The sequence below is a fragment of the Streptomyces sp. NPDC033845 genome, from assembly GCF_055576225.1.
Genome location: NZ_JBVIRI010000015.1, coordinates 83,391 through 107,222, shown reverse-complemented (window position 1 = coordinate 107,222; position 23,832 = coordinate 83,391). Strand labels below are relative to the sequence as shown.

The window sequence follows — 23,832 nt, the reverse complement described above, 5'->3', positions numbered from 1 at the left end:
ACGACTCCCGGCCCGGAACCCGCGACCCCGCCCGCCGGGTCCCCGCCCGCAGGGGCCACGGTGGACGCGCCCGCCGGAGCCCCGACGGCCGCCTCCGACACCCGCGCCCCCGGGGCCGGACCGGCCGGGGTATGGGTCGACCGGCTCTGGTCCGCCGCCCTCGCCCAGGACGACGTGGCCGCCGGCGCGGCCGTGCTGGCCGCCGCGGACGCGGGCACCGGAGCCGAGAGCGTCCTCCTCGACGTCATCGGCGCGGTACAGCGCCGGGTCGGCGAGGAATGGGCGGCCAACCGGCTGACCGTCGCCCAGGAACACGCCGCCACCGCCATCAACGAACGCGCCGTCACCGCCCTCCTCGCCCACCCGGCCGCCCGCCCCCCGGCCCCGCCACGGCCCGCCCCCCTCACCGTCGCCTGCGTGGACGGCGAATGGCACGGCCTGCCCGCCCGACTGCTCTCCGAGGTGCTGCGCCTGCGGGGATGGCGGGTGGACCACCTCGGCACCCAGGTCTCCGCCCCCCGGCTGGTCGCCCACATCCACCGCACCGGGCCCGAAGCGGTCGCCCTGTCCAGCTCGCTCCCCACCCGGCTGCCCGCCGCCCACGCGACCATCGCCGCCTGCCAGGCGGCCGGCGTCCCCGTCCTCGTCGGCGGGGCCGCCTTCGGCCCGGACGGCCGCTACGCCCGGCTGCTGGGCGCGGACGGCTGGGCCCCCGACGCCCGGGCCGCCGCCGACCGGATGGCCGCCGGCCGGCTGCCCCGGCCGCCCCTCGAACACGACCCCACCGAGGACCTGCCCCATCTCCGTGACCAGGAGTACACCCTGGTCACCCGGTCCGCCCCACAGCTCGTCAAAGCCGTCATGGCCGGCCTCGGCGACCGCATCCCGGCCATGCGCCACTACACCGAGTGGCAGCTCCACCAGACGGCCGTCGACATCGCCCACATCGTCGAGTTCCTGGGCGCCGCGCTGTACGTCGACGACACCGAGCTCTTCACGGGCTTCCTGCACTGGACCGCGGACATCCTCGCCGCCCGCCGGGTACCCGCCGCCGTCCTGCTCCCCGCCCTGCACCTCCTCGGGGCCGAACTGGGCGACTTCCCCCGGGCCACCCGGCTGATCCGGCAGGCCGCCGAAGGCCTGGAAGGACGGGCCGCGGCCCGGGCCGCCCCGCCGCCGGCCCGGTCGCGGACCGCCCCCGGCGGTCCCGTCCAGGCCCCGCCGGCCCCCGTCCGGCCGGCCCCCGCCCAGTCCGCCCCCGCCCCGGAAGCGTAGTCATGACCTGTCCACCGCCCCTCCCACTGACCCTGACGCCCTCCGCTCCGGACCCGGACCGCCGGAGCATCGGCATCGCCATCGCCGGAGACCTCGACCACGAGACCGCCGGCCAACTCCTCTCCCTGGTGGAGCGGCAGCTCGGCGACCACCCGGGCGCACGGCACCTGCGGCTCGACTGCACGGACCTGCTGGTGTGCGACTCCATGGGCCTGTCCGCGCTGCTGATGGTCAGACGGCGGACCAGCGCGGCCGGGATCCGGCTGCACCTCGACGGCAGGCAGGCACGGCTGGAGCGGCTGCTCACCCTCACCGGCACGCTCGCCCACCTGACCGGCCCGCCGCCCGCCGCCGCCCACGAGAAACGCTTCGGCGAACACCACTGACCACCACGGACCACCGCCGACCCGGCTCGGTCCGCCGGCCGGTCGCTACAGCACGGCCACGGTGAACGCGTTGTCGACGTAGTTGCCGTTCAGGCCGTAGGTGTAGACGGTGACGGAGTTGGCCCCGCAGCGGGTGTTCGGCTCGGTGCTGAAGCTGCGCCGGTTCGAGTTGGGCAGTTCCACCTGCACCAGACTGAACGCGACGTTCACCCGGTCGCTGACGTTCACGCAGTACCGGCCGGTGTCGATGCGGCGCACCCAGCCGATGTTCTTCGCCCGGAGCAGGGTCCCGGAGGCGGAGACCTCCGCGGCGGCCTGGACGTACGGGGAGGTGATGGGGGTCGGGGGCGCGACGGCCGCGGGCACGGCGACGGCGGGCACGGCGAAGGATCCGGCCAGGGCGGCGGTGGCGAGCAGGATGGTCCCGGAACGGCGCATGGACGCTCTCTCCCTGTGAAGGCGGCCCACGGACGGGCCGCGCACGGCCCGACCACCCTCGCCGAGCCGGACGCCCGGCCGGCGCAGCACCCGGCCCGCTGTCGGCCGACCGTGACCCGACATCACCCGCCTGGCCCGCGCACCGACCGGCAGCCCACCGGCGCACCGCCGCTCGGGCAGCGCCGCCGGCGGGCGTGCGGAACTGGCCGATCCGGATGATCCGCGCCGGGTGTCCCCGGCACCGTGCGCCGGACCTTCCCTCAGGTCGGACGGCGCGGGACGGGGGCGGGGGAGCGTGCCGGAGCACCCGGGTTCGGCCATGTGCGCCCGCGCGCCTCCCCCCGCCACGTTCCGACCTCCCCATGGCGGGGCACCCGCTCAGAGCTGATCGACTGTCGTCGGAGGGGAACAAGATGACCAAGGTCCTGGTCCTGCACAGTGCGAGCCTCGTCAGGTCCGCCCTGGCCGCACTGCTGAGATCGGAAGGAGGCTTCGAGGTCACCTCGGCCGGATGGCGGGCCGCGCCACGCCAGGCGGAGTGTTTACGCCCCGACGTGGTCGTGGGGGACCTCGACTGTCCGAGGCTGGCCGCCGGACTGCTCGCCGACTCCGGCCCCGGAGCGCTCTTACCCGGCTCGCCCGCCGCCCTGCTGGTCCTGGCCCGCACCGACGCGCCCGGACCCCTGCAACGGGCCTTCCGCACCGGAGCCCTCGGCTACGTGGACAAGGACGGCTCCCCGGGCCGGCTGATCCGGGCCGTCGGCAAGGTCGCGGCCGGGGAGCGGTTCATCGACGCCAGCCTCGCCTCGGCCTTCATGGAAGCGGACCCGGTGCCGCTCAGTCCCCGCGAACTGAGCGTGCTGGTCCGGGCCGCCGAGGGCGACTCGATAGCCGAGATCGCGCACACCCTCCATCTCGCGAGCGGAACCGTCCGCAACTACATGGCCGCCGCGACCCGCAAGACCGGCGCCCGCAACCTCATCGACGCGATACGGATATCGCGTTCGGCCGGCTGGGTCTGAGCCGCCGCCCCGGGGATCGCCCCCGCCGCCCCGAGGATCGCTCCCACCGTCCCGAGGATCACTCCCACCACCCCACCAGCTCCCGGTACAGCGGGGAGACGGCGGGGAGTTCCGCGTGTGTGCCGCACACGGCCCGAGTGCCGTCGAGGACCAGGACCCGGTCCGCCCTGGCCGCCGAGGAGATCCGGTGCGCGACGACCACGAGGGTGCCGGGCCGGGCGGCCAGCGCCCGCTCGGCGCGCTCCTCGGTCCGGGGGTCCAGATGGCAGGTGGCCTCGTCGAGCAGCAGCAGGGGGGCGGGGGAGAGGTAGGCGGCGGCCAGTGCCAGATGCTGCCGCTCGCCCCGGGAGAGGCGGGCCGGATCGATCACCGCGTCCGGTCCGCCGAGCCGGGCCACCAGCCCGTCCGCCCCGAGGGCGGCCGTGGCGGCGGCCACCTCCGCCGCCGGCACCGGCCCGGGGCACAGATGGGTGAGGTTCTCGCGGACCGTGCCGGTGAAGACGTAGGCCTCCTGCGGCAGCAGCGTCCGCAACGGCACGGCACCGGGTGCGCTGCCGGCCCCGGCCCCGGCCCCGCCCCCGGCTCCGGCTGAGGTCGGTGGGCGGGCCGGCGCCCCGGCCACCCGTACGGTCCCCCGGTCGGGCGGCAGCAGGCCCGCGATCAGGGCGGCGAGCGTGGACTTGCCGATGCCGCTCGGACCCACCACGGCGAGATGCTCGCCCGGCGCCACCAGCAGGTCGAGACCGTCGATCACCGGGTGCGCCCGGGGCCCGTACGCGAACCGCACCCCCCGCAGCTCCACGGCGGGACCGGGCCCGGCCGCCGGAGGGGGCACGGGAGCGGCGGCCGGAGCCGTCGCCCCCGGTAAGGCCGCCGGGGGCGGGGGCGGGGGTTCGCAGAAGCGGTCCAGTACGACCAGCAGCCGGGTGCCGGCCGCGCCCAGCGCGGTCATCAGGGCGTCCAGGGCGGGCAGCAGCGACTGGAGCAGATAGGTCAGGGCCCCGGCCACCGCCCCGGTGCTGACCCCGCGGCCGAGCAGCCAGGGCGTACCGGCCAGCAGCGCCACCACCGGCAGCCGTCCCGCGACCCCCAGGGCCAGCGTCCGCCAGGCGCTCCAGCCCGCCAGCCGCCGGGTCAGCCGCTCCTGCGCCGCGATCAGCCGTTCCGCGGGCGCGCCCGCCTCCGCCGCGCCGCCGCAGGCCACCACGTCCCGGATGCCCGCCGCGAGCTCACCGGCGCGCGCGGACAGCGCCTCGTCGGCGTCCAGGGAGGCCCGCTGCACGCGTGCCATCGGCCGCAGGGTGGCCAGGAACCCGGCCGTGCCCAGCAGCAGCGCGGGCACCACCAGCACCAGCAGCTCCGGGGCCAGCGCGGCCAGTCCCAGCAGGGCGCCCAGGGCCGTGAAGACGAACGAGCGGGCCACCAGCACCAGTCCGGCGAAGGAGTCCCGGGCCATCTCCGTCTGCTGGGTCAGCCGGGCCACCGACTCCGCGCCCGCCGCCCCGCGCGGATCGGCCACGGCCCGGTCCACCGCCTGCCGCACGGAGCGGCGCACCAGCCCGTCCCGCATCGGCTCGACCAGATCGGCCAGCCCGCCGAACACCCCGCGCAGCGCGAGGGCGCCCAGCAGCGCCCCGGCCGCCGCCACGGCGAGCCAGCCGAGACCGGTACCGGTGCGGCCGGCCAGGAAGCCGTCGTCCAGGGCGCGGGCGACGGCGTAGCCGCCGAGGAAGGTGTGCGCGGACTCCAGCAGCGACCAGAGTGCCAGCCGCCGCAGGGCGCCGGTCCGGCCGCGCAGATAGCGCAGCCCCTCGGAGCCGACCCGGCGCCAGGTCCCGTACTCCCCGTGCCCGGCCGGGGCGGCGGGCTCGGCCCGTTCGGCCCGTCCGGCCCGGGCGCTCATCGGGCCTCCTCCCGGGCGGGTGGCTGCGCGATCGGTGGCTCCGCGACCGGGGGCCGTCCGCCGGGCGGTTCCGGGGCTCCGGCGAACACCGCGCGGTAGGCGGGGTCCCGCCACAGCAGCCCGTGCGGGCCGGTGGCCCGGACACGGCCCTCCTCCAGCCAGACGACCAGGTCGGCGCGGGCCGCCGTGGAGACCCGGTGGGTGACGATCAGCCGGGTGCCCGGACGCACCTCCCGGTCCAGGGCCCGCTCCACCTGACGGGCGGTGGCGGTGTCCAGGCTCGACAGCGCGTCGTCCAGCACCAGCAGCCGCCCGGCATGACAGAACGCCCTTGCCAGACCCAGTCGTTGGAGTTCCCCGCCGGACAGCGGGGCGTCCGCCAGCGGGGTGTCGTGGCCCTCGGGGAGCCGTCGGACGAAGTCCTCCGCCCCGGCCCGACGCACCGCCGCGCGCACGGCCTCGCGACCGGCCTCGCGTGCGTCCTCGCGACCGGTCCGGCCCCGGGTCGCCGGCTCCTCGGCAGCGTCTGCGGGGCCGGCCGGGGTTCCGCCGAAGGCGACGGCCTCCGCCACCGTCCGCCCGAACAGCGCCGGCCGGTCGAAGGCGTGGCCGACCTCCCGACGCAGCTCCGGCCCGGACAGTTCGTCCAGCGGCACCCCGTCGAGCAGCACCCGGCCCGTGTCGCAGTCCGTCAGCCGCCCCGCGACGGCCGCCAGCGTCGACTTCCCGGACCCGGAGAGCCCCACCACGGCCGCCGTCCTGCCGCCGGGGATCCGCAGGCTCACCCCGCGAAGGACGGACCTCCCGTCGCGCACCACCCCGACCCCGCGCAGTTCCAGTGTGCCGTTCCCGTCCTTAGGCAACTCGGCCTCTCCCTGGCGGAGTTCGGGGAGTTCGAAGAGGGCGGCGGTGCGCCGGGCGGCGGCCCGGCCGCGGACCACGGCCGCCAGTCGGCCGGTGACGGAGCCGACCCCGGCGGCCAGGCCCGCGTAGCGGACCGCCGCCAGGAGCCCGCCCACGCCGAGTGCCCCGGCGGCCAGCCGGGCCCCGCCGACGGCGAGGACCACGTACAGCAGCAGGGGCAGCAGGGCGCTGGTGCGCGCCATGGTGCTGCCGTAGATCCGCCAGGTCCGACGGCCCTCCTCGGCCAGCTCCGGCAACCGGGCCAGGACGCGGGCCCGCTCCCGCTCGGCGGTGCCCGCCGCCGCGATCGTGCGGGCCCCGGCGAGGGCTTCCACCAGGCGCCCGGCGATGACGAGTTGGATCTCCTGGTAGCGGCCGACGCTGGCCCCGGAGGTGCGGGCGAACGCGGTGAGCAGCAGGAAGAGGAGCGGGAGCCCGGCGAGGAAGGCCAGGGCGGTCCACACGTCCAGCAGGAAGAGGGCCAGCAGGCCCCCGATCGGCGGCAGCAGGGCCGTCGCCGCGGCGACCACGGCACCCGGGACGGCCCCGGCCGCGGTGGCGTGGGCGGTCATACGGGCGGCGGTCTCGCCGGGGGAGTGGCGGCCGGCATGGTGCGGAGCGGTCCGCAGCAGCCTGGCCAGACCCAGGCGACGCAGCCAGGCGGTGGAGCGGGCGTCGACGGTGCCGGTGAGTCGGGCGGTGGCGGCGTCCAGCAGGACTTCGGCGGCGATCACCGCCGCGCACCACAGGGTCCAGGTCCGGCCGGCCGGGTCCTGGCGGAGCAGCAGGTCGAGGGTGTGGCCGAGGACGGCCGGTTCGGCCAGGGCTGCCGCGGCGGCGCCCACCGAACAGCCGGCGGCACCGGCGGCGCGTCCGGCGCTGTGCCGGGCGGCCGCGCGCAGCGCCCGGTCGGCGCCGGGGGCGGCCGGGGCCCCGCCTGCGGGTTCGGGCGCGGTCATGTACGGCGGCTCCCAGGAGGGTGCGGGAACGGGAAATGGCGCAGGTCCGGGCGGTGCACCGCCCGGACCCGCACGCACCCGCCTAGTTACAGGTGGTGATGCTCAGGCTGCTGTCGCCGCAGAGGAGCAGGCTGGCGCGGCTGCCGCCGCCGCCGAGCATCGCGGCCTCGGTGGTCTCTTCCTTGGGGGTTTCCATCGACTGCAGGTCGAGAAGCGTCATGTCCTGTTTCCTCTTCACTGGGTGTTCCGATGGGATGGGTCACGGTCCCGCGAGCGGGACCGGCTCTGGGGGCGTCGCCGCGGTGCGCGGCGGCGCGAGGAACGGCAGTCCCGCGCGCCCGCCGGGCGCCGCGCTGCCGAGGGCGAGGAGAGCGCCGGCCGTGCCCGTGGACAGGTCCATGGACAGGCGCATCATCTGCTCGCCGGGGAAGGCCAGATGGCCTCGGTAGGGGACCGCGTGCCGGGCCAGCGCGTCGATCTGCCGCGCGATGTCCTCGGGTGCGGTGCCCGGACCGGGAGTGGTGGTCCGGGCCAGGTGCAGGATCATTCCGGCGGCTCCGCGGAACAGGCCGGGCTGGGCGTAGAAGGTGGCCTGGGCGGCCCGGACGATCTCCGGGCGGGCCTTGGCGAAGCGTTCGTCGGGGGCGTGCGCCAGCCAGTCGTCGAGGACCATGCCGATACCGACGCTGCCCGCTCCGAGGTAGGGCATGGTGCGCCATCCCTCGTTGACCTGGAGGGTGCCGAAGGCGCTCGTCACACAGTGGTCGAGGTCCCGGCCGAGGGCTTGGCGGGCCAGTTCCAGCAGCTCGGCCTCGCCGGTGCGTTCGTAGAGCCGCAGATGGAGCAGGGCGACACCGCTGTGACCGTGCAGGAGTCCGGCCCGGCCCCGGTCGGGCGCGGTCCGGGAGCCGGCCCCGGTCCCGGTTCCGGCCTCTGCCAGGAGCTCGGCGCAGCGCAGGGCTCCGTCATGGAACCCGCCCTCCCCGGTGGCCGTGCCGAGCGCGTCCAGGGCCAGGCCGATTCCGGCGAGACCGCTGTGCAGATCGGGGCCGACGGACTGCCAGGGCTGGCCCAGCAGTTGTTCGGCGAGGCCGATGGCGCGGTCGCGCCTGCCGAGCCGTTCCAGGGTCCAGGCGAGCCCGGCGAGTCCGTCGTAGAAGCCGAGGGGGGTGCCGGAGGCAGGGTCCTTGACCCGGTCCAGCAGCCACTCCTCCGCCTCGGGCCACGGCCCGGCCCCGGTCTCGGCGAGCGCGTACAGCACCCCGGCGGCCCCGTAGCCGAAGCAGGTCCCGCCCGACGGGGACGCGAACTGGGCCATGTCGCCGGGGAAGAGCCGGTCCTCGCGGTCGAAGCTGGCCGAGGCGCGCAGCGCCGCCGCCATCGAGGCACGGGCGGCCTCCCAGTCCCCCGGCCGGACCGGCAGATAGGAGTCCTCGGCCGGGCGGCCGGGCCCGCGGCGGTCTGCCCGGGGCTCCCGGTACGCGGCCCCGGCGTCGGTCCGGGCCTCGGCATCCGTATGGCCATGGGCTTCGGCATCGGCATCGGCATCGGCATCGGCGAGGATCTCGCGCACCGCCTCGTCCAGGAAGGTGCGGGGGACGGGGAACTGCTCGGCGATGATGTCCGCCAGATGCCGGGCCTTGGCCCGGTCCATGACCAGCAGGCTGGTCAGCGGCAGGAACAGGGCCAGCCGCAGACAGGCCAGGGCGTACCGGTCCACGGAGAACCCGCGGCGGTGGGCGGGAGCGACGAACGCCGGATTGGCGACCGTCTGGCGCAGTCCTTCGTCCACATGCGCGGCGGCCTCGAAGTCCAGCAGCGCCACCGACGGCTCGCCTGTCGACTCGTCCTCCGACACCATGATGTTGAAGAGATGCAGGTCGTTGAAGACGACGCCCCGCCCGTGCACCGCCTCGACCGCCTCCGTCACCTTCCGGTGGATGTCCAGCGCCCATTCCGTGTAGGAGGCCAGCTCCGCAGGATCCGGATCGGCCTCGATCAGCGGGTGCTTGCGGGCGAAGTAGGTGTTGAGGGGTTTGCCGTCCAGATGCTGCATGACCAGGAAGTGGTGGTCGCCGACGGTGAAGGTGCCGTGCAGCCGGGGCACGCAGTCCAGTCCGGCCAGCAGCTCCAGCGCCCGGCGCTCCCGGTCCAGCCGGGCGACGGCGTCCGCCCCGTCGGCGGCCAGCCCGGCGAACGGCCGGCCTTCCTTGAGGACGACCCGCTCGCCGGTCCGCACGTCCTGGCCGGCGTACACGCCGCCGCCGTTGGAGAAGTGCAGGGCCCGCTGCACCGTGTAGGGCACCCCTTCGAGGGTGAGGGCCGCACGGCGTTCCAGATGCGGTCGCAGGAACTCGGGCGTCCCGAGCCACTCCGGCGGGCTGAACACCGGACCGCGCGGGTCCGGTACGAGCCGGCCGTCCGGGTCCTCGATGGCGGGCACCAGCTCGCCGCGCCCGTCGTAGCAGTGCCGCAGGGTGAAGCTCCCGTACCGCAGGTACACCGGTCCGTCGTTCCACCGCAGGTCGCTCAGCACGTACGGACCGGGTTCCCCCGCCAGCAGCCCGTCGAGGTCCGAGGCGAGGCGCCGGCAGGCGTCCTCGTCCGCCGGGTAGACGGTGATGAACTTGCCGCTGGCCGCACGGTCGGCGTACTTGGCGTTGCGGAGGTGGAGCAGATAGCGGTTCGGTACGAACTTGAACGCGATCCGTCGCTCCACGCAGTAGGCGTACACCCGGTCCAGCACGGACTCGGCGTTGTCCAGACCGGCCGAGAGATGGATCTTCCAGCCCTGGGAGGGGAGTTGCGTGTCGAGGGGGCGCAGCGCGAGCCAGTCGCCGCTGCGGTGCGTCCGCCATCCCTGCGGGACGGGGGCGAGCGCGGCCGGGTAGTCCTTCTCGACCCGCCGGTACGGCGCGTCGTAGAACCAGCGGTCGGCGTCGCAGAACGCGGCGTACCCCTTGTTCACTCCAGCTCCCTCGGTCGGTGACGGGCTCCACGCTGTCACGCGCCGGGAGACCCCCGGAAGTCACGCCTGTCACCGACGACTTGTGCAATACCCACGAGTCACAAGGGCCGCCACAGGCCCGTCCCCACCCGGGTCGCGGGCCACTTTCCGCAGGTGGCGACCGTGCGAGGGCCGCGAGCGGGCCCGCAGGCCGCGCGGCCGCCGGGCTCGGCACCCGTATCTCCCGTGCCGGTGCACGATCGGGCGGGCGCCCCGGTCCTCCAGCGGGAATCCGGCAGCGGCACCCGCACCGTACGTCTCGGCACCTGGACGCGGCCGGTGATCCTCAGGCTCCGCCCGTTCCTCCAGGCCGGGGTGTCGGCTGCGGCCATCGGCCGCCGACCGGTACAACCGGGCTGTGATCCAGACGATGAGCGCTGTGAGGGCCGTTACGGCTGTGAGGGCTGTGAGGTCGATGAGGGCGGGGAGCGCAGGGAGAGCTGGGAGGCGGACGGTGGCGCGTGGCCGGTGCGTGCTCGCCGCGACTCTGGCCGCCGTGTTCTGCGTGCCCCTGGCCTCCGGCCCCGCCCGCGCCTCCGACGGCGTACCCCGTACCGGGTTCGAGGCGGCGTACGGGGCCCGTTGGACCGGCGAGTCCCAGGAGCGGGACCTTCTGCGCGCACTCGCCCGGCACGCCGGCGGCCCCGGCCGCACCACGGTCGGGACCATCGGGAGGACCGCGCAGGGCCGCCCGCTGCACCTGGTGGGCGTGGGCCGGGGCCCCGCCCGCATCCTGCTGGTGTGCAGCCAGCACGGGGACGAGCCGGCCGGCCGCGAGGCCTGCCTCAGCACCGTACGGGACCTCGCCCACGCCAGGGACGCGGCCACCCGCCGCCTCCTGGAGGCCGTCACCTTGCTGGTGGTCCCGAACGCCAACCCCGACGGCCGGGCCGCCGGCACCCGCACCAACGCACACGGCACCGACATCAACCGCGACCACCTCGCCCTGACCTCCGCCGAGGCGCGGGCCATGGCCGCGGTCCTGCGGGACCACCGGCCGCACCTGGTCTACGACCTGCACGAGTACCGGGCGACCCCCGGCAGTTACGACAAGGACCTCTTCGACCTCTGGCCGCGCAACCTCAACACCCACCCGGGGGTGTACGCGCAGTCCCGCGTGCTCTCCGACGCCTACGTACGCCCGGCGGCCCGGGCTGCCGGGTACACCACCGGCACGTACGGCATCCGGACCGACCCGGTCACCGGTGCCCCCACCGGCCAGTCGGCGGGCGACGGCCAGGAGCGCATCCTGCGCAACACGGCCGGTCTCAAACATGCCGTGACCCTGCTGATCGAAAGCCGCCTCGAACCGCCCGCCGGCCCCGCCGGTGCCGCGGAGCGGACCGACCCCGCCGTCAACCACCGCCGCCGGGTCCACTCCCAACTCGCCGCCCTGCAAGGCCTTTTCGCCTACGTCACCGAGCGCGCCCGCCCCCTGACGGAAGCCTCCGACACCGCCCGCGGAGCCGCCGCGCACACCGATGACCCGGTCCTGCTGGGTGGCGCGGACAACGCCCCCGCGACCGCCGCCGAAACCCTCGCGGACCCGCCCTGCGGCTACCGGCTGACCCGCGCCCAGTACGCCGGGACCGCCGACCTGCTCGCCCTGCACGGCGTACGCGCGCTGCCCGGACCGGACGGCAGCGCCTACGTCCCGCTCCACCAGCCCCTGCGCGCCCTCGCGGTCCTCCTCCTCGACGGCCGCGCCCCCCACCGGCTCACCACCGGCCGACCCGTCTCGCTCACGGGGTGCGCCGCGCCGCGATCGGTGGACTCCGGGGGTGACCGGGCCGCCGGTCAGGCCTGGTGGCGTTCCAGGTAGATGGCGGTGAAGACGGTGACCTTGGCGCGGAGGGCCCAGGGGTCGAAGGGCTTGCTGATGTAGTCCACGGCGCCGGCGGCGTAGCCCCGGGCCGAGTGCTCGGAGTCCACGCCCATCGCGGTGAGGAAGATGATGGGGATGTCCCGGTTCTTGGGGCGGCGCTTGATGTGCGCGCAGGTTTCGTACCCGTCCATGTCCGGCATCTGCACGTCCATGATGATGACGGCGAAGTCCTCGTGGTCGAGAAGCGCCTTCAGCGCTTCCCGGCCGGAGGAGACGGTGACGAGCTCCTGGTCGAGGGTCGACAGCACCGCGGTCATCGCGAGGAGGTTGTTGGGCTGGTCGTCGACGATGAGGATCCGGGGCAGGGTCTGCCCCGTCGACGACGCGGCGGGCGTCTCGACCACCTCGACCACCTCCACCACCTCGCCCACCTCGACGGCTTCGCCCGCCTCCGCCACCGCGACGGCTTCGACGGCCTCGACCGCGTCCAGCTGGCGTTCGAGGAGGGTGCAGCGGTCCTCCGCGTCCGCCCGCCGGTCCTGCGCCTCCCGGAGCTCCACTCCGAGCCGTCGGACCTCCCGCTGGAGCGAGTCCCGTTCCTGGAGCAGGTCGGAGACATCGGGGTGGGCGGCCGCGAGGGCGTCGGCCCGCCGCTGCTCCGCCGCCCGGTCCGCCTCCAACTGGTTGAGCCGGGTCTGCAGGTCGGCGATCCTCTGGGTACGGTCCAGCAGCGCGTCGCCCAGCACGTCGCCGCGGACGCTGGAGCGCCGGGAGATCCGGTCGGCGGCGGCGAGCTGCTGCTCCAGGATCTCCACCGCGTGCTTGGGGGAGGAGGAGGCGTCCACGGCCGATCCGTACAGTCCGCGCACGAACTCGATGGCCTCCGTCGTCACCGCGGTGCCGCGGTGTTCGGCGACATCGGCGAACAGGTCGCTGATCACCTGCCACGGAGGTAACCGGGTGCCGTTGAGGTAGCGGGAGAAGGTGCCCGGGTCGCGCTGGCGCCGGGCGGCGTACCGCCGGACGGACACGTGCAGACCCTCGAACAGCTCCCGCAGCGCCACCGCGAGCGCCCGGGAGGCGTCGTTCAGATCGCTGCCCAGGGGCCGCAACTCACCCATGGTTCCCGCCCTCCACCCCCGTCCGCGTGGACGGGCTCGTCGCCGCCCGGCGGATGCCGGGGGAGGACCCAGCATGGACGAGCCCGCGCACGTTGCAGCCCGCGATCGCAGAACAGGGCAACACCCGTTCCCGTTGCGGCTCCCCGCCCCGACGGCCCGTCCGGACGTCACGGCAGGTCAGCGCCCGAGGAGTCGCGAACGTTGCCAGAACGTTGCTCCGCAACACCCGCCAGATGAAGCAACGGTGCGCACCGCAGCCCGCAGCCCACCGCCCGCCGGCCTCTCGGGCAACACGCTTGGTCGCCACGCGGATTTCCGCGACGCACGCGTATGCGATGCCCAGGGAGAAGGCGACCATTGCGGCGCCGAAGAACGCTGGACGGCTATGGCCCCCTCTCCCAGCGACACGACACTCAATTACGAGTAACAGGTGTTCTTGGCCTTGATCGAGGCATTCACCGTGCCGTCGAGCCTACGCACCGGGCCACGGCCCCCTGCTCGTCGCCCCGAACCGTCCGGGCCTTCTCCGCCGAGTCGGTGGGATTCGGGTTCGAGGGCGCTGTCGGTGGTGATGATGGTCTCTGCGATTGCGGACAACAGGGGGACGGCGATGGATAGTTCGGGGCTGGCGGCGGGTGCCGTCAGGGGGTTCTTAGCGGATCTGGCCGTCGGGGGTGGGGGTACGGCTCTCGCGGCGCTGGTCCGTGGCGGGTTGGAGCGGAGCGGGCGGGGGCAGGCTGCGCTCGCCGCGCTCGAAGCCGCCCGCGAGGACCCCGGGGCACGAGCCGAGGCGGAGGCGGTGCTGGCCTGGGAGCTCTCCGGCGACCCGGACCTGCGCGGCCGGATCGCCGCCCTGCTGGACTCCTCGGCGAGCTCCTCCTACCGGGACACGGTGGTGATCACGGGCAGCCGGGTCTCTCACAGTCCCATCTCGCTGGGTCCCCTGACCATCAACAACACTGCCGGGGGCCGCGCCCTGGTCGGGCTCGCCGCCCTGCTGGCCGTCGCCGTGCTGGCCCTGGCCGTCTACGGGACCCGTCAGCTGGTCGTGTCGGACGAGGGGTCATCCTCAAACGGCAGCTCCCAGGGGCCCGTAATCGGCAACCCTGACCCGGGAGACGGCAACACGGGCGGGGACGGGGAAGGATCCCAGCTCACGCCCGCGCAGATCGAACTCGTAGCGCCCCGGCCGGAGGACCTGCCCGACAACTGGACCCTGTTCTCGCGCACCGAAACCAGATACCAGTCGGACGGCTGCGGCACCCACGGCACCGAGTACGAGGTGGACGGGGGCGTGGAGGGCAAGGACACCAAGGTCGTACGGTTCCTCGTCTACGCCTGCGCGTCGGAAGCGGCGGCCGAGGCAGCGCTTCCCGGTCTGCCGGTGCCTCGCCAGTACAACCCCGTCGACGAGCTGGACGAGACGCCCACGGACCTGCGGGTCCCGAAGCTCGGCGACGCGAGCACCGCCCGCGCCTACGACCAGGGCGTGTCGAGGACGATCGTCATCGCGATCCGTGAGGGCAATGCCATCGTGCAGCTCACCTACGAGCGCCTGAGCGATTCCGCGGCCGACGAGGACGAAGCGCTCAGCCGGGCGCGTATGGCCCTCGACAGGATGAAATCGGTACAGTCCGGATCCCTGAGGGCCTGAGGGGTTACGTACCTCCTGTGGGTGGCCTACGCGACGGCGCTCAACGCCGCCGTCTGGTGGTCGAACACCTGAGCCCCGGCGTGGGACTGGTGGGCCTAATGGGTGGTGTGAGGCCGGTGTGGGCCGATTGCCGTGTCCGTCCGCCGTGCCGGCGAGTTGGAGGGGTGCCTGCCCGACGGGGGCGGTCGGCCCGACCGAGGGCCGGCGCAGAGGTCACCGTTCGGGCCCGATATGCGAGAAGGAGTTCCAGTGAAGAAGACCACGGCAGTTCTGGCCGCCACCGGTGCGGTGCTGATCGGCGGGGCCGGTGCCGCGGCCGCGGACGCCGGCGCGGAGGGCGCGGCCGTCGGCTCGCCCGGTGTCCTGTCCGGCAACCTCCTGCAGGTGCCCGTCCACGTCCCCGTGAACGTGTGCGGCAACACCGCCCAGCTGGTCGGACTCCTCAACCCGTCCTTCGGCAACACCTGCGTCAACGACTGACCGACGCCGCTCCACACGGGCTCACACCCGTACGCGCGGGCGCGGCCCCCGGAATCCTCCCCGGGCGGCCGCGCCCGCGTCCCCGTTCTCCGCGGAGGAGGCCGTGGAGCGGCACCGTGGTCACCTTCTCCAAGCTGTACCCCGTGCCGGGACTGGAGACGTTCACCGTGAGTCCCGCGCGTGCCGAGCAGACGGAGATCAAGGACGGCGGCAGAGCGCTCGCGCGGCCCGACCGGCAGAAGTGCGGAGCGGCCATTCCTGCCGGTAGTCCTTCCTGGTCCAGGCCCCGCACCCGGTGATGGACTGGCGGTGCACCGGGGGAGGAGCGCGGGAGACGGGGTCGAGCCGCCGGTGCCGCGGCTGACCCGTCCCCATGACGGGCGCAACCGCGGTGACGGCCACCCCTGGCTCCACCCACACCCGTCTTCCGCGTTCCTCCACCGTCGTGCAGACCGACCGGCACCGCCGGTACGGCAGCCTCCCGCTCAAGCCCGGCCCGGTACAGGAGATCCATGTCCCACCCCCACGCCCCCGGTTCCCGCCCCGAACCGGGTCCGAGACCACGACGGCGCCTCCGCCTGCCGGCCACACTGGCCGCCGGCTGCATCGCCGCGGGCTCCCTGGTCTCCGCGACGGCCCCCGCCACCGCGGCCGGGTCCGTCAACGCCGACGCCTTCTACTCCCTGAAGAACGCCCCGCTCCAGCAGGACTGGATGAAGGGCCTCGACGGCGGCACCTCGCTGGCCCGGGTGTCCATGCCCGGCACCCACGACACGCTGTCCATCCACGGCGGCTACTTCGCGCAGACCCAGGAGGACCTCGGCGACAGCGCGGACACCCTGACCGCACAGCTGAACAAGGGCATCCGCGCCCTGGACCTGCGGGTCCGGGTCACCGAGAACGAGTTCTTCACGATCCACCACGGTGCGATCTACCAGAACGCCAACTTCGACGACGTACTGGGCAAGGCCAGGACCTTCCTCACCCAGCACCCGGGCGAGACGCTCGTGATGCGACTGAAGGCCGAGTGCCCGATCGGCGGCGGAGGCGCAGCCACCGACTGCAAGAACGACCCGTCCAACGTGTCCGCCGGACTGATCGCGGCGATCTTCGACCGGTACGCGAAGAAGTACGACGGCCTGTTCTACAAGCCGTCGATCACCCGCAACAGCCTGACCCAGACGCCCACCCTCGGCCAGGCCCGCGGCAAGATCGTCCTCGGTACCTTCGGCGTCTCGGACAGCACCTCCAGCGCCTCGTACGGCACGCTCGGCTTCCACGACCGGCTGGCGGACGACTGGAAGCCGCGGGACGCCGACAGCAAGTGGAACGGCGTCAAGGCGAACATCGACCGGGCCGCCGCGGACGCGGGCAACTCCTGGTACGTCACGTACACCTCCGCCACCTCCAACCTGGCCGAACCCAGCCCCGAGGACTACGCGGGCGGGTACATGGACAACTCCGGGGGCGTGGTCAGCTACGTCGCCGGCCAGAACCAGCTGCTCATGAACTACCTGAACAGCAACGCGACCCGGGGCCGCATCGGCATCGTGATGTCGGACTTCCCGGGCTGGGCCCTGATCCAGAACATCATCGACCGGAACAAGGACGTCGTGGTCAAGGGCAGCCACCCGGCTCTGTGGCTGGTGAACGACGCCAACAAGACCTATGTGAACACCAAGTACAGCAGCCGGTGCATGGTGCGCGGTCCCGAGTTCGACAGCTCCAAGACCGGCGGTCTGGTCACCCAGCGCGAATGCCAGTCGACCCCGCCGAGCAGCCACCAGTGGTCGGCCGAGATGCCGGCGAACAGCCAGGGCCACTTCTGGGTCAAGGCCGCCAACGGCAAGTGCCTGACCGTCCCGTACAACGACGGGAACCGGCCCGCCGCCGGTACCCAGCTGTTCTGGTGGGAGTGCGAGACCCGCTGGTTCTCGGGCAACCAGATGTGGAACATCGTCCCCACCAAGGTGGAGGTCTCCGGGGGCTCCCGCACGGCCTACGCCTTCATCAACAACTGGACCGGCCAGTGCCTGGCCGTCGACCCGGCCACCGCCTCCGTCGCGGGCGGCAAGGTCACCCAGGACGCCTGCCCGAAGTAGCGGGCGGGCCGTCCCGCTCCGACCGTCTCCGTCAGGCGGGTCCGTCCCTGGACGGGCCCGCCCGCCGGTTCCTGGTCCCCGGTCCGTGGGGCTGGTTCGGGGGGTCGCGGGTCTTGCGCTCCGGCGGTGGCGGTGGGTACACAGTGGAGGCATGTGACTGGCCGGTAGTTCAGGTGGGTAACCCAGGCGGGCCGCCGGGGGATTCCCGGATCGGCTGTTATGGCACAGATGGGGTCAATGGCGGCGTACTCACGCTATGGTCCCACGCATGTCAAACATGGACATGTCATTTCGGGGAGCCGGTCTCGGTGCGGCCCGGCGGTCCCTCTTCGTGCTGCTCCTTCTGCTGAGCCTCGTGGGGGCACCTGCCCTGGCGAGCGCCGCACCGCCCCCCACTCCCACCCCGACTCCCGCCACCATCACCGCCGCTGCTCGTGCCGCCGCAGCCGTGAACGCCTCCGCCGCCGCCCAGGCGCGCGCACGCTGGGGCGACCGGCGGCTCGACGAGGTGTCCTTCCTGGGCACCCACAACGCGTTCACCAACTACGAGGACTCCCGCTGGACTTCGGTCGCCCAGTCCGAGTCCCTGCGCCACCAGCTCGACAACGGGGTGCGCGGGCTGAGCCTGGACGCCCACTGGTACGAGAAGAGCAGGTGGCTCTGCGTCATCAGCTTCGGCAGCGACTGCTACCCGAGCGACGCCTACCTCTGCCACGGCGAGTGCAAGACCTTCGCCGGGGTCACGTACGCGCTGCCCCGACAGTCCCTGCACGGCAGTCTGCAGACCGTGGTCGACTTCCTCGCCGCCAACCCCCAGGAAGTCGTGACCCTCTTCCTGGAGGACTACCTCAGCGCCCAGCAGCTGGGCAGCTCGCTCGGCCGGGTACGCGGCCTCGACGCCATGCTCTTCCGGCCCGACGCGTGGAACGTACGCGGGCAGGGGTGGCCGAAGATGAACGACCTCGTCGCCTCCGGCAAGCGCCTGCTGATCTTCAGCGACGAGGGCGACCGCGAGCACCTGGGCGTCATGTACGACCGGGCCTGGACCGTCAGCAACTACTGGAGCCTCGGCGACCTCGGCAACGACGTCTCCTGTGTCACCCGGTGGCCCGACGTACCGCTGGACCGTCAGGAGCCGGGCTTCCGGCGGCTGTTCACCATGAGCCACCACCGCAACGTGCCCACCCTCATCAACGCCGCCCTCGACAACGGGAGCAAGCTGCGGGACCGGGTCAACCAGCAGTGCCGGCCCGCCGCGGGCGGTCGCGACCCGAACTTCGTCTCGGTCGACTTCCACCGGACCTCCGACAGCAGCGGCCACACTCCGGCCTCGATCGTCGCCGAGCTGAACGCCCGCGACTGACCGCCGGCGACCGACCGCCACCGCCCCGACGCCCGGGCTTCCCGGGAGTACGGGCTTGCCCCGCGTCCGGGCGCGGCCCGAGAATCGGCCGGGTGAGCCAGCCGTTTCCGGACGGTCGGGAGCGGGGGAGGGGAGGGAAGGGGCGCGGTGGGTGCGGAAGGGCTCGTACCGGCGGGTGGCGCGTTCGTCATGGTGGCCCTGGTGACGCTGTGGTGGGGTGCCGCCCGGTACCGCCTCCTGCGGGCCGGGACCGCGACCGCGGACCTTCGCCGATCGGTCCCGCCCACCGGCGATCCGACCGCGCTGTCCCTCTACGAGGTGGCGTACCTGTACGGCCGGCGGGTCCGGGTGGTGGAGACGGGCATGGCCGCGCTGTGGCTGTCGGGCCGTCTGTCGGTGACCGGACGGCACGGGGTGGCGATCGCCGAGGGAACCCGCCCCCGGGACCCGGTCCAGGCCGCCGTGGTCGCGGCCCGCGGCGGCGCGCGGGGTCGGGACGCCAGGCAGGTACGGGACGCGGCGATGCGGGCCGAGACCCTCCGCTGGACGGGCTCCAGGCTCCACCGGGAGGGGCTGTACCGGGGCGCGCCCCTGGGCGGCAGGGACTACCCAACCTGGGCGCGGGTCCACCTCGGCGCCCAGGTGCTGACCGGTCTGCTGGGGATCGTGTGGATCGTGGGGTCCGCCCGGCTGGGAGGCGTCTGGACGGCCGTCTCGGCGGCGGTGGTCGCGGCCGTCCTGGCCGCCGGGGTGATCATGGCCCGCCTGACGCCGGTGACCTCGTCGGCGTACGAGGTCACGGAGGAGGGGAGGCGTCTGCTGGCCGCCTTCGACCCGGCCGGACCGGAGACCCGCCGGGCCCTGGGGCGGGGCGCGGGGTTGTCCGGGGAGGATCTGCGGCTGTTGGCGGCGGTCGCGCGGCAGGGGCTGAGCGCACTGCCGGAATCGGCCGGCCTGGACCGTGCCGTGAACGGCGTGCGCCGGTAGATGGGCTCGTGGGCGCCCGCCCGCCCGGCGGCGGCCTTCGGTCGCGGGCCCGGGCCGCTCCGATACGGGGACCGTGCGCGCGGTGGACGCGCGTGCATCGCGATCCGGCTGCGGGTGCGGTCGCTGCGCGAACATGCTGATGCGCGCCGGTAGTTCGGGAGGGCCGCCACCGGTATCGGGTGCCGCGCCCTCCGCATCGGGCGTACGTGACCGGCGGCGGCCCCGGCCGGGCCGCGGTGAACGTGTGCCGGTCCCGCCTCAGGCCCGGGTGGGTCAGTAGGTCAGGCCCGCGCCGTGGGTGGCCGCGATGGTTCCGGAGGCGTATCCGTCGTGGATGTGGAGCGGGTTGCCGGAGAGGTTGCGGACCTTCAGGGTGGTGCGGACCTGGGTGCAGCCGCCGAGCTGGGCCGTCGTCAGACGGAGCGTGTTGGTGGCCGTCTGGTGGTGCTTGGCGTCGGTGATGTCCCACACCGCCACCGGGCCGCGGACCGGGGCCCCGCACACGGCTCCGTCCGCGTTCCGGGGCTGCGCCTCCACCCAGGTCTCGGCCTTCGAACCGCTGTGCGCCGAGGTGCCGCCCGGGCAGATCGAGGAGCCGGCCGCGCAGGTGGACAGGGCCGCGTCCTGGGTCAGGACGATCTCGCTGCCGCCCGACGGGGTGTAGGTGTAGCCGAGGGTGGTGGCGGTGGTGCCGGCCGGCACGTCGGTGCCGCTGCCGGCCTGGAGCGTCCAGCGGGCCGTCGAGGGGTAGACGGCCCGGGCCAGTTCCGCCCCGGCCGGCACCCGCATGGTGACCGTGCGGCCGCCGGTGATGACGGAGGAGTACGAGACGATCGACAGGCGGCAGGTGTAGCTGCCGTCCGCCGGGGCGGTGAACACCCAGCGCAGCCCGGCGGTCAGCGAGCGCTCACGCGGCGGGACCAGGTTCGCCGCCCAGTAGGAGCCGCCCTCGGTACCCTCCGGGAGGGCGGCTCCGCCCGCCGTGCGGCAGCGGATCGCGAAGGTGTTGCCGATGTTGTCCCCGGCGCCCAGGGTGTCGACCGGCTCGGCGGTGAAGTTGCGGGACCACAGGTAGGAGCGGTCCCCGGCGGACGCGTCGAAGGTGGTCTCGGTACCGGGCACGTCCTGGTAGGTGACGGCCTTGCGGGTCACCTCGTACGTGAAGTCCCCCGGCGCGGTGGCGGCGCCGGCCGGGGCCGCCGCGAGCAGCGAGCCCCCGAGGACCAGGGCGGCGACGGCCGCGACGGTCCCGGCCGCCCGGCCCGGCCTGCGGGCGGTGAATCGTTCGAGTATCCGGTGGTGCATGGCATCCCCCATGTGGTTCGGGCGCCGGCTCCACGGCACGGAGCGACGCGGCGCGGCGCGACCATGATCGTATCCGGGGGTTCGCGGGCGCACGGGTGGCCGGTCCGGCCCGCCGCGCACCCCTGGCCCGGCCGCCGGCCCGACCCTTGGTCGGGCCGGCGGTCAGCGGAGTTCGACGGTCACGCCGACACGGGCGAGGAGCCGGAGGACATCGTCGACGTACGGGGTCTCGCCCGCCGTGTCGACCGTCACCCCGGCGAGCGCGCGCCGCGAGACCTCGGAGTGGTGCCAGACCAGGGTGAACGGCTCGGGCGGCGTGTCCCCTCCGCACGGGCAGCCGCGCAAGGTCTGCCAGCACTGCCAGTAGTGGCCGCCGGGGCCGGCGACCGCCTCCCCGATCGCGCACACCAGCCCCGGCACGTCGGTGACCTGCCGGCCGTCGAGATGCCGCACCGGATCCGGCAGGCCCCGGCCGTCGCCGTCCCGGCGGGCGCGGGTGAAGGCGGCCCACTCGGCCCGCCCCTTCGACCCGAACGCGGCCCACCCGCCCGCCTCGGCAGGCGGCCCCTCGAACCAGGCCTCCCACACCGGCCGGACCGCCGGCACGGGACGGACGGCCGGACCCTCGCCCAGCCAGAGGTCCACCAGCGCACCGCCGAGCACGGACGGCCGGGAAGCCGTGACCCGCAACGTCATGTGGTGGAGGTGGCGCATCACGCGCCCGGTCCTGTCCACGGCGAGCCCTCCGGGTCGCGCCCGGGCACGGGGGAGTCCACGGTGAGCCCGAGCTCCCCGGGCCCGACCGGCTCGCCGGCCCGACGGGACACCGGCCCCCTCGGCCTCCGCGCGCCTGGTTCCCCCTCGTTCGTACGTCGCATCCGTCGTGTCCGCCCCCTTAGCCTGCCAGTTCGGGGCCCAGGGGAGGACGGCGGCCCCGCCTTGTGCCCGCCGGTCGCCGCTGGCCCCCGGCGTCACCACCGAAGGTGGGGGGAGTCGAGGTTGCGTTCGGGGGCCTCGGCGTCGATACCGGCCTCCCGCAGCGCCCGGGACAGGGCCGCGCCCCTTCCGATGTCCGGGTCGGTGGCTGCGGCGAGCAGGCCGTCGGCGAGGGCGGAGCAGCGGTGCTGTCCGAAGCTGAGACCGTGCTTTCCGGTGCGGGCATCGGCCGGTTCCCAGGCGTAGGAGACGCCCGGGACGAGGCGGGCGGCGAGCACGGAGGTGGCGCCGCCCGTGCCGGGCAGTCGGCCGAGGGCGGCACCCAGCGCGGGCACCGACCCCCAGGCGTCGTGGCCCAGGTACACGACGAGGGCGTCCATACGCGGATACAGCCAGGGAGCCGAGGCGATCTTCGCGCGGTACCGTACGCCGAATCCGGCGAGCAGCAGCAGGCACTCCCGCCATACCTCGGCCGCCGCGTCCGGGTCCGTCAGGTGGAGGTACAGGCGCAGCAGCGGGCCGGCCGGCGGACGCCCGCCGGGGCCGTCGGCGAGGTAGAAGCCGGGCGACAGGGCGGGCCGCGCCGCCGGCAGGCGGACCGTCACCGGATCACCGACCCGGGGGAGCGGCGGGAGGTCGACCTGCTCGGCGGCCAGCCTGATCCGCGGGGAGGGGAGATCCACCAGGATCTCGCCGGAACGGCCGTGAACCCCCGCGTACCGTCCGGTGCCCGTCGTGTGCCGGTGCGGGGTGGCCGCGGCGAGCCGCTCCTCGAAGGCCTGGTCGCGGAGGTGCCTGGCCCGCGGCTGCTGGGAGTCCCGGCCGCTGTGCAGCCGGTCGTACAGGGAGGCGCTGAGCTTGCCGCGGAACTGGTTGAGGTTCTCCGACCGGAATTCCGTGTCGCCGATACGAAACGCGAGAGAAGTTCCGGGGCCGCTCCAGGTGCCTGTGCCTGTGCCTGTGCCTGTGCGGGCTACTTCTACGTCGGTGAGCGCACGCCACACACGTTCCGCGATCGGAAGGGTTTCCACGGTCATGTCACCGGCTCCTTGCTGGAGAGGTCGGTTCCGAATCCGGCGAGCCGGAGGAACCGCCGGGGATCCAGGACGATGGTCCGGGCTACTCCTGCCTGGGCCTTCTGGAGGGCGGTGAGCCGATGGCGTTCCGAGCAGCCGGCCATCACCCGGTCGAGCAAGTGCCACCCGGCGAATCCTGCGGTCCGCAGCCTCAGCCCGGCATCGTCGGTGATCGGCGGCCGCTCGCAGACGTATCCGTTCCAGAAGGCGCGGATACAGGGCAGCACGCGGTCCAGTTCCCGTCCCCACGCCTGCATGAACATGAATCCGTCAGCGCCCGGTGTAGAACCGGCCGTCCCCGCGACCATGGCGCGGTGGATCCACTCCCCGATGAAGGATCCGAGGTCCTGGGCCGGGTCGGCGCAGCGGAACTCCTCCCAGTCGATCATGTGAAGTCCGTTTGGCGTGCACAGGAACTGGTCGAGCCGCAGGTCACCGTGCACGGGCGTACGTGGTGCCCGCCCCGAGCGGCGGCCCAGCAGTCCGACCGCCGTGGCCATGGCCGCATCGCGCTGGAGGATGCCCCAGAGCTCCAGCAGGGCCCCGCTGGCCCCGGCGTAGTCGGCGGCGCCGACCGCCTCCCAGCCACCGAACGGGTCCCATGCGCGCTGACCCGGTCCCGGACGCGGGTGCGGCTCGGCACCATCGGCCGGCGGGATGCTGTGCAGCCGCCCGACGACGGCTCCGGCCTCATTCGCCAGCTGCTCGGAGACGGCCCCCTCCTCGGCCAGCTCCGCCGCGCTGCGGCCTGCGGCGAGCAGCTCGTAGACGACAATCGCCGACGGCTCGTCCCAGCCGAGGCAGACGGGAGCGGGCACGGGCACCCGGCCCGTCCGGCGCACCCTCTCGAACGACACGGTGCGGTGGAAACGCTCCTGCGCCTTCGGGCCCTGGATCTTCTTGACGAACACCTGCGCACCGCTGGTGGTCCGACCCGACCAGTTGTCGTTCCGCCCGTGGAAGGAACGGACCGTTTCGGCGCGCAGGGCTCCCAGCCCGCACCGGGTGATGGCGCGTCCGACCTCAGGGACGCTGCCGAGATCGACCGGCCGTGGTGTCTGTCGTATGGCCATGGCGCCTTCCCTCCGCT

General features: G+C 74.2%; 19 protein-coding genes. 9 read left to right on the top strand and 10 right to left on the bottom strand.

All coding sequences use genetic code 11. From position 1 onward, the window contains the following. The first annotated feature begins 60 nt into the window (after nucleotides 1-60). Both ACZ50K_RS28100 and ACZ50K_RS28095 read left to right on the top strand, forming a co-directional pair. Nucleotides 61-1,275 (top strand): cobalamin B12-binding domain-containing protein, encoded by a 1,215-nt coding sequence (locus tag ACZ50K_RS28100; RefSeq protein ID WP_468908102.1) that lies wholly within the window; start codon nucleotides 61-63, stop codon nucleotides 1,273-1,275. 2 nt (nucleotides 1,276-1,277) lie between these two features. Next, nucleotides 1,278-1,661: an STAS domain-containing protein gene (locus ACZ50K_RS28095; protein ID WP_468908014.1), complete on the top strand. Its 384-nt coding sequence runs from the start codon at nucleotides 1,278-1,280 to the stop codon at nucleotides 1,659-1,661. A gap of 45 nt (nucleotides 1,662-1,706) precedes the next feature. On the opposite strand, the gene ACZ50K_RS28090 is transcribed toward ACZ50K_RS28095, so the two are convergent. Beyond that, nucleotides 1,707-2,099, bottom strand: coding sequence for a hypothetical protein (locus ACZ50K_RS28090; protein ID WP_468908012.1), 393 nt, complete (start codon nucleotides 2,097-2,099; stop codon nucleotides 1,707-1,709). A 413-nt stretch (nucleotides 2,100-2,512) separates the two neighbouring features. Here ACZ50K_RS28090 and ACZ50K_RS28085 point away from each other — a divergent pair, with 413 nt between their 5' ends. Then, the gene (locus ACZ50K_RS28085) at nucleotides 2,513-3,121 is read left to right on the top strand and encodes a response regulator transcription factor (protein ID WP_468908010.1); all 609 of its coding nucleotides are present in this window, start codon (nucleotides 2,513-2,515) and stop codon (nucleotides 3,119-3,121) included. Between the two features lie 58 nt (nucleotides 3,122-3,179). On the opposite strand, the gene ACZ50K_RS28080 is transcribed toward ACZ50K_RS28085, so the two are convergent. The 4 genes from ACZ50K_RS28080 to lanKC form a co-directional block, all read right to left on the bottom strand. Then, nucleotides 3,180-5,024, bottom strand: a complete 1,845-nt coding sequence (locus tag ACZ50K_RS28080) for an ATP-binding cassette domain-containing protein (protein WP_468908009.1) — start codon at nucleotides 5,022-5,024, stop codon at nucleotides 3,180-3,182. Next, the gene (locus ACZ50K_RS28075; protein WP_468908007.1) at nucleotides 5,021-6,886 is read right to left on the bottom strand and encodes an ATP-binding cassette domain-containing protein; all 1,866 of its coding nucleotides are present in this window, start codon (nucleotides 6,884-6,886) and stop codon (nucleotides 5,021-5,023) included. Before ACZ50K_RS28075 ends, ACZ50K_RS28080 begins: the two co-directional genes overlap by 4 nt. Nucleotides 6,887-6,968: 82 nt before the next feature. After that, entirely contained in the window at nucleotides 6,969-7,106 is a 138-nt protein-coding gene (locus tag ACZ50K_RS28070) for a SapB/AmfS family lanthipeptide (protein WP_468908005.1), read from the bottom strand. Between the two features lie 39 nt (nucleotides 7,107-7,145). Beyond that, nucleotides 7,146-9,854 carry a class III lanthionine synthetase LanKC gene (gene lanKC / locus ACZ50K_RS28065; protein ID WP_468908003.1) on the bottom strand — a complete coding sequence of 903 codons (2,709 nt, stop codon included), beginning with the start codon at nucleotides 9,852-9,854 and terminating at the stop codon, nucleotides 7,146-7,148. Between the two features lie 454 nt (nucleotides 9,855-10,308). Here lanKC and ACZ50K_RS28060 point away from each other — a divergent pair, with 454 nt between their 5' ends. Next, nucleotides 10,309-11,715: a M14 family metallopeptidase gene (locus tag ACZ50K_RS28060; protein WP_468908001.1), complete on the top strand. Its 1,407-nt coding sequence runs from the start codon at nucleotides 10,309-10,311 to the stop codon at nucleotides 11,713-11,715. On the opposite strand, the gene ACZ50K_RS28055 is transcribed toward ACZ50K_RS28060, so the two are convergent. Continuing rightward, a complete protein-coding gene (locus ACZ50K_RS28055) occupies nucleotides 11,691-12,839 on the bottom strand; it encodes a response regulator (protein ID WP_468908000.1) in 1,149 nt (382 codons plus the stop codon). The genes ACZ50K_RS28060 and ACZ50K_RS28055 overlap by 25 nt on opposite strands. Nucleotides 12,840-13,551: 712 nt before the next feature. Here ACZ50K_RS28055 and ACZ50K_RS28050 point away from each other — a divergent pair. The 5 genes from ACZ50K_RS28050 to ACZ50K_RS28030 all read left to right on the top strand — a co-directional run bounded on the left by ACZ50K_RS28050 (nucleotide 13,552) and on the right by ACZ50K_RS28030 (nucleotide 19,425). After that, nucleotides 13,552-14,493 (top strand): hypothetical protein, encoded by a 942-nt coding sequence (locus ACZ50K_RS28050; RefSeq protein WP_468907999.1) that lies wholly within the window; start codon nucleotides 13,552-13,554, stop codon nucleotides 14,491-14,493. A 249-nt stretch (nucleotides 14,494-14,742) separates the two neighbouring features. Next, on the top strand, nucleotides 14,743-14,973 hold the full coding sequence (locus tag ACZ50K_RS28045) for a chaplin (protein WP_468907997.1): 231 nt from the start codon (nucleotides 14,743-14,745) through the stop codon (nucleotides 14,971-14,973). A 512-nt stretch (nucleotides 14,974-15,485) separates the two neighbouring features. Beyond that, nucleotides 15,486-17,075, top strand: coding sequence for a phosphatidylinositol-specific phospholipase C domain-containing protein (locus ACZ50K_RS28040; RefSeq protein ID WP_468907995.1), 1,590 nt, complete (start codon nucleotides 15,486-15,488; stop codon nucleotides 17,073-17,075). 268 nt (nucleotides 17,076-17,343) lie between these two features. After that, entirely contained in the window at nucleotides 17,344-18,438 is a 1,095-nt protein-coding gene (locus ACZ50K_RS28035; protein WP_468907994.1) for a PI-PLC domain-containing protein, read from the top strand. A gap of 147 nt (nucleotides 18,439-18,585) precedes the next feature. Further along, nucleotides 18,586-19,425, top strand: coding sequence for a TIGR04222 domain-containing membrane protein (locus tag ACZ50K_RS28030; protein ID WP_468907992.1), 840 nt, complete (start codon nucleotides 18,586-18,588; stop codon nucleotides 19,423-19,425). A gap of 273 nt (nucleotides 19,426-19,698) precedes the next feature. On the opposite strand, the gene ACZ50K_RS28025 is transcribed toward ACZ50K_RS28030, so the two are convergent. The 4 genes from ACZ50K_RS28025 to lxmK form a co-directional block, all read right to left on the bottom strand. After that, nucleotides 19,699-20,730 (bottom strand): hypothetical protein, encoded by a 1,032-nt coding sequence (locus ACZ50K_RS28025; RefSeq protein WP_468907991.1) that lies wholly within the window; start codon nucleotides 20,728-20,730, stop codon nucleotides 19,699-19,701. 162 nt (nucleotides 20,731-20,892) lie between these two features. Beyond that, nucleotides 20,893-21,447, bottom strand: a complete 555-nt coding sequence (locus tag ACZ50K_RS28020) for a barstar family protein (RefSeq protein ID WP_468907989.1) — start codon at nucleotides 21,445-21,447, stop codon at nucleotides 20,893-20,895. A 254-nt stretch (nucleotides 21,448-21,701) separates the two neighbouring features. Further along, nucleotides 21,702-22,703: a T3SS effector HopA1 family protein gene (locus tag ACZ50K_RS28015; protein ID WP_468907988.1), complete on the bottom strand. Its 1,002-nt coding sequence runs from the start codon at nucleotides 22,701-22,703 to the stop codon at nucleotides 21,702-21,704. Then, entirely contained in the window at nucleotides 22,700-23,815 is a 1,116-nt protein-coding gene (gene lxmK, locus ACZ50K_RS28010) for a class V lanthionine synthetase subunit LxmK (RefSeq protein WP_468907986.1), read from the bottom strand. Before lxmK ends, ACZ50K_RS28015 begins: the two co-directional genes overlap by 4 nt. Between the last annotated feature and the right edge of the window lie 17 nt (nucleotides 23,816-23,832).

Excerpts from the sequence above, each read along its gene's own strand:
- ACZ50K_RS28095 (WP_468908014.1), top strand. The coding sequence starts at position 1,278 with ATGACCTGTCCACCGCCCCTCCCACTGACCCTGACGCCCTCCGCTCCG.
- ACZ50K_RS28090 (WP_468908012.1), bottom strand. The coding sequence starts at position 2,099 with ATGCGCCGTTCCGGGACCATCCTGCTCGCCACCGCCGCCCTGGCCGGA.
- ACZ50K_RS28085 (WP_468908010.1), top strand. The coding sequence starts at position 2,513 with ATGACCAAGGTCCTGGTCCTGCACAGTGCGAGCCTCGTCAGGTCCGCC.
- ACZ50K_RS28080 (WP_468908009.1), bottom strand. The coding sequence starts at position 5,024 with ATGAGCGCCCGGGCCGGACGGGCCGAACGGGCCGAGCCCGCCGCCCCG.
- ACZ50K_RS28075 (WP_468908007.1), bottom strand. The coding sequence starts at position 6,886 with ATGACCGCGCCCGAACCCGCAGGCGGGGCCCCGGCCGCCCCCGGCGCC.
- ACZ50K_RS28070 (WP_468908005.1), bottom strand. The coding sequence starts at position 7,106 with ATGACGCTTCTCGACCTGCAGTCGATGGAAACCCCCAAGGAAGAGACC.
- ACZ50K_RS28060 (WP_468908001.1), top strand. The coding sequence starts at position 10,309 with ATGAGGGCGGGGAGCGCAGGGAGAGCTGGGAGGCGGACGGTGGCGCGT.
- ACZ50K_RS28055 (WP_468908000.1), bottom strand. The coding sequence starts at position 12,839 with ATGGGTGAGTTGCGGCCCCTGGGCAGCGATCTGAACGACGCCTCCCGG.
- ACZ50K_RS28040 (WP_468907995.1), top strand. The coding sequence starts at position 15,486 with ATGTCCCACCCCCACGCCCCCGGTTCCCGCCCCGAACCGGGTCCGAGA.
- ACZ50K_RS28035 (WP_468907994.1), top strand. The coding sequence starts at position 17,344 with ATGTCAAACATGGACATGTCATTTCGGGGAGCCGGTCTCGGTGCGGCC.
- ACZ50K_RS28025 (WP_468907991.1), bottom strand. The coding sequence starts at position 20,730 with ATGCACCACCGGATACTCGAACGATTCACCGCCCGCAGGCCGGGCCGG.
- ACZ50K_RS28015 (WP_468907988.1), bottom strand. The coding sequence starts at position 22,703 with ATGACCGTGGAAACCCTTCCGATCGCGGAACGTGTGTGGCGTGCGCTC.
- lxmK (WP_468907986.1), bottom strand. The coding sequence starts at position 23,815 with ATGGCCATACGACAGACACCACGGCCGGTCGATCTCGGCAGCGTCCCT.